The sequence below is a fragment of the Priestia sp. P5_B4 genome (assembly GCF_056400385.1).
Genome location: NZ_JBFULJ010000389.1, coordinates 1 through 3,474 on the forward strand (window position 1 = coordinate 1; position 3,474 = coordinate 3,474).

Genomic DNA, 3,474 nt, shown 5'->3' on the forward strand with positions numbered 1-3,474 from the left:
GCCCTTGGCTCTGTCATGGCAATTTATTTTCATTGGAGTATTTTTGGTTTGTCTATCTTCACGCTGCCTGTAGTCGGCATTGTATCTGGTTTTATTACTCTTCTTTTAGTTTTTGGTATTACGAAACTCGCAAGCGGCAATTTAGCCAATGAAACCATCATCTTAGCGGGGATTATTTTATCATCCTTTATGAGCGCGCTTATTTCATTAATTGTGGCTCTTTCTCCTGAAGAAGATGTAAGGCAGGTTTTATATTGGCTAATGGGAAGCGTATCAATGAGAGGATGGTCTCATATTCAAATTTTAGGGCCGTTCTTTTTGATCGGTACAATTATGCTGCTGTTACATGTAAAAGAGCTGAACGGCTTAGCATTTGGCGATCAATCCGCTCAGTTTATGGGAATAGACGTAAAGAAGAAAAAAAGAATGATTTTAATAGGTGCATCCGTATTAACAGGGGCTGCGGTATCAGTATCTGGGGCAATTGGATTTGTTGGCTTAGTTATCCCCCACGTAGTGCGTCTCGTAGCGGGAGCTAATCATAAGCATGTACTGCCGCTTTCTATTTTAATTGGAGGAAGTTATTTGGTTTTAGCAGATTTATTGGCACGAACGATATTAGAACCTCGTGAACTGCCGATTGGAGTTGTAACCGCCTTAATTGGTTCGCCGATTTTTACCCTGCTCCTTGTAAAAGAACGTATGCGGAAGAGAGGAATATCATGATTGAACTATATAATGTGACAGGAGGATACGATAAGCAGCAGCCGACCGTTCGTGACATCACGTTCACCGTAGACAAAGGTTCTTTTGTTGCTTTACTAGGACCAAATGGAAGCGGGAAAACAACACTTATTCGCTTAATTATGAATGTATTAACCATTCAATCAGGAGAAGTGAAGGTGGAAGGAAAGTCAGTGAAGGCTTATTCACCAAAACAACTGGCGCAAAAAGTTGCAGTCATGACGCAAGAAAATCAAATTGGATTAGAATTTACGGTTCAAGAAATTGTTTCACTTGGACGTTATCCTTATCAGGCAAAAGGTTTGTTTAGCACCGTATCAGCACAGGATGAAGAAGTGGTGGAAAGCGTGATGAAATTAACAAACGTCTGGCACTATAGAAACCATACTTTTCAATCGCTAAGCGGTGGAGAAAAACAGCGGGTTTTACTGGCTAAAGCACTAGCGCAAGAACCTGACTACTTACTTCTTGATGAACCAACGAATCACTTAGATGTAAAACATACAATGGAACTGCTTCAGCTGTTAAAAACTTTACAGCAGGAAATGAGCTTAACGGTTCTGGCCATTTTGCATGATCTCAACATCGCCTCGCTGTTTGCAGATAATGCCGTGTTACTGAAAGATGGAAGAGTAGAAGAAACCGGGATGGATGCCATTTTCCAGGATGCAGCTACGTTAAAAAGAGTATATGACGTTGATTTGCATGTATTTCACCATCCCGCTGTGAACAAGCGACAAATTGCTTTTGTGCCGCCGTATCAATATCCAGAGACGGACTTCCATGAGTTGTATCAGTTGCAAAAGGAACCGGGCAAGCTGTGTTTATCCTTTGTTCGTCCTTTGAGAACTCTTTCCCTGGGTTCAAATGAAACAGGTCTAGACTGGTGTCAAGAAATTGTTCAACAGCAAAGCAGTGCTAACGCGGCGTGGAAATCTGTGCCTTTATCTAGTTATGAAGTTYGCTTAAAAGACGATAAAGGTTACTCGTGGSTGGCTGTGCTGACACATGGACAAGAAGAAAACGAAGTAAATATTGTGCTACTAACAAATGCACCGCTTTCGGACGCGAACTTACTTCATGCTGCGATGAAGGTAATTGAGTACCGGGCTTTCTTAGGAAAAACAGGATGTATTGTTGTAGCATCATCTCATCATAAAGAAGAAAATCAAGAAGAAATTTCAGAGTTATTGATGGAACGCCTCCAAAAAGAATTACAACTATTTATGGAAACAAAAATGACCGACAATTGCTTTAAATAAGCAGTAGCGGTCATTTTTTATTCTTCGGAGTGATCATCAGATTTTTCTGTTTCCCCTCCTGAACTCATCGTTGTTTCAGTTGTATGTTCATCAATCTTTTTTTCTTTTAGCTTAACAGAAAACAAGTCTTTGACTTCTTCATCTACTTGATCAGAGTCAGCGCTGTAAGTAGTGCCGATGTTTAAGTGACCGGTCAAATCTTTAATGCCTAGCTGGCCGAAATTATTACTAAGATCAATTTTGTCTAACAATACTTTTTCGACCATGATTTTTTCAACAACAATGGACTGCTTTGGCTGAGTTACTTCATCAATCTTTTTGTCAAGAGTTTTCACCATCTCATATAAGGCTGTATTAGACGATTCTTCCTTTAACGCAGAGAGCTGTTTTTGAATAGCTTCGAAATTAGGAGCTGACTGMATAGCCGAGAGTAAATGAGCTGTTTGCTCGTGCAGTTGAGACAGTGATTGAATAAGGTGAGCTGATTCATTTAATTGCTGATGAAGCTCTTCTATTTTAGGGATCGCGTCGGTTAAACGCGTCACTTGATCAATAATTCCCTGCAGGTTCAGCGCTGAATCTATCGAAAGAGCAGGCTTTGTGGATTCAGCTTCAGCAGAGGTCATAGGCTCCATTTGGCTAGGCAACTTCTTTGGCTGTTGAGGGGTTTTTTTTAGATTAGACTGTTTTTTAGCTTTCATCTTTTCGGGTAATTCTTTCCGCTTTTGATTAGAACGTTGGTCTATGGGACCTGCTTTTTTTTGAGTTGGAAGGGAAGACGGGTTTATTTTACGGACTGTTTCAATTTTAGGCGATTGTTTAAACCACTTAGAAAACATGAAATTCCCTGCCTTTCATGCTACGTATAGTTCTGCACAATAAATTACAAATCAAATTTCACATGCAAAAGACCATCTTTAAATGATGCGTGACACGGCGCTTCCCCTACAGCAGGTGGGAGGATGATTGATCGTTGAAACGTTCCTTCACGTCTTTCTTTGTGAAGAACATTTGCATCCTTCACGGTTAAAAGAGATGAACCGGATATGTGTAAAGTATTTTCATGCATGGTTAATTCGACGTCTGTTCGTTTAGCACCGGGTATTTCAATTACAACTAACAGTTGATTTGCCCATTCATATACATMAATTAAAGTATAATCTCGGTACTCATTTACAATTTGAGGAGAAGCATCTKCTTCCGTATCATTCTTTTCTTCATGATCATCATCAAAAATCTTTTCCCAAAATTTCGTATGGTTTTCTTCTTGTAACGTTTCTGCCCACTTTTTAAATTTTCCGTGATTCATATTTGTCACCTTCTTTAAAAAAATAAAACAAGGCCTTTTGCAGCTTTCTATTTTATATGTATGCATGAAAACAGAAAAAAACGTCCACTTTAATCTAAATCGTGGACGTCTATTTGAGACATAGGAATATTAACATGTTTAGGCATCCGGATTTCCAAC

4 protein-coding genes are annotated in these 3,474 nt (G+C 39.4%); 2 read left to right on the forward strand and 2 right to left on the reverse strand.

Annotated elements, in window-relative coordinates; translation table 11 throughout:
- Positions 1–726 (forward strand): FecCD family ABC transporter permease (locus AC1DRF_RS19890; protein WP_477741488.1); only part of this gene is annotated, 726 nt, incomplete at its 5' end.
- Positions 723–2,006: an ABC transporter ATP-binding protein gene (locus AC1DRF_RS19895; RefSeq protein WP_477741489.1), complete on the forward strand. Its 1,284-nt coding sequence runs from the start codon at positions 723–725 to the stop codon at positions 2,004–2,006. The genes AC1DRF_RS19890 and AC1DRF_RS19895, both read left to right, overlap by 4 nt.
- 17 nt (positions 2,007–2,023) lie before the next feature.
- Here the strand turns inward: AC1DRF_RS19895 and AC1DRF_RS19900 are convergent, their stop codons facing one another.
- Both AC1DRF_RS19900 and AC1DRF_RS19905 read right to left on the reverse strand, forming a co-directional pair.
- Positions 2,024–2,845, reverse strand: coding sequence for a hypothetical protein (locus tag AC1DRF_RS19900; RefSeq protein ID WP_477741490.1), 822 nt, complete (start codon positions 2,843–2,845; stop codon positions 2,024–2,026).
- A 44-nt stretch (positions 2,846–2,889) separates the two neighbouring features.
- The gene (locus AC1DRF_RS19905) at positions 2,890–3,315 is read right to left on the reverse strand and encodes an Hsp20/alpha crystallin family protein (protein WP_477741491.1); all 426 of its coding nucleotides are present in this window, start codon (positions 3,313–3,315) and stop codon (positions 2,890–2,892) included.
- Between the last annotated feature and the right edge of the window lie 159 nt (positions 3,316–3,474).